Source organism: Microvirga sp. P4_G7 (assembly GCF_056401005.1).
The window spans coordinates 1-1,211 of sequence record NZ_JBFUKD010000911.1 but is presented as its reverse complement, the minus strand read 5'-3'; the positions used below and the strand labels follow the sequence as shown (position 1 = coordinate 1,211).

Annotated in this window: 1 protein-coding gene and 1 pseudogene; both read left to right on the top strand. The window is 59.0% G+C overall.

Annotation, left to right across the window (positions count from 1 at the left end; all coding sequences use genetic code 11):
• Nucleotides 1-790 (top strand): pentapeptide repeat-containing protein (locus tag AC1DT3_RS21835; protein ID WP_477467271.1); only part of this gene is annotated, 790 nt, incomplete at its 5' end.
• A gap of 189 nt (nucleotides 791-979) precedes the next feature.
• A pseudogene (locus AC1DT3_RS21830) lies at nucleotides 980-1,211 on the top strand (hypothetical protein); the annotation flags it as partial.

Below are 1,211 nucleotides of genomic sequence, written 5' to 3'. Positions count from 1 at the left end.
GGCAGGAACAAAAGCGACGTTGCCGCACGCACACGGTCGAATGCGGTATCGCCAATGGGTTTTTGTACCGGCTCTGCTCTTGCTTGGTTTCACCAGCGCGGCGCAAGCGAAATGCCAAGACGTTCCGGCTCCCAGGGTCGATTGGACCAATTGTTCAAAAACACAACTCCTTCTGGCGAATGACGATCTCAGTGGGGCCGTTTTTGCCAGGGCCCATCTGACCTTTACAGATCTGTCCGGTGCGAAACTGACGGGGGCCAATCTGACCGAATCCGAGATCAGCCGGACTCGGTTCGACGGAGCGGACCTTTCCGGGGCCAACCTGTCCAAGAGCGTCGGTTGGCGGGCGTCGTTCGCTCGCACCAATCTCGAAAAGGCCAACCTCACGTCGGCTGACATTAGCCGCGCCAGTTTTGCGCAATCCAAGATCGCCAACGCGAATTTTAGCAAAGCCGAAGTCAACCGGTCGGACTTTACCGGCGCCGATCTGTCCAATGTGGACATGACGCGGGCGGAGGTCGCACGTGCGATCTTCACGAACGCGAAGGTGACCGGATTGAACGTCAGCTATTCCAACCTCTCACGCGCGAAAATGGGACGGAGCGATCTGGCTGGGGTCAATTTCGCGGGCGCCTACCTGTTCCTCACGCAGTTTGCCGGCGCCGATCTCAGCCAGGCGCTAGGGCTCACGCAGGAGCAGATTTCGCTGGCCTGCGGCGATACCGCGACCAAGTTCCCGAAAAGTCTGACGATGCCAAAGAGTTGGCCCTGTCCGGACGACACCGATTGAGGCTTGCCGAGCAAGCGGCGGAACGAACGGTCAAGCTTTGCGTTTTCATTGGGGAACGGAGCGCGGCGCAGCTCGAACGCGAAATCCGTGGTACCGCTGATAAATTCGGGCTGCTCGGGACCCATCCTGAAACGGTGGCCTGAGACCCTTTCGCAGACACCATGTCACAATCGAATTCTCCGCCTTCCCATGCCCTTTGATACGATCACCGGTTTTCAAAGTTCGAAGGCGCGATCCGCGGCAGGTACAAGCCTGCCGGGCCTCTATCTCAACCTGATCGCGACTGTGATCGCGCTGAGCATCTTTGGCCTCTCCGTCAGTGCGCTTTGGGAAACGCGTAACGACGCGTGGCGCGACGCGGAACAGTCGTCGTCAAATTTGCTCAGCGCCGTGTCGCGAGATATCGGCGGCAATATCGAGC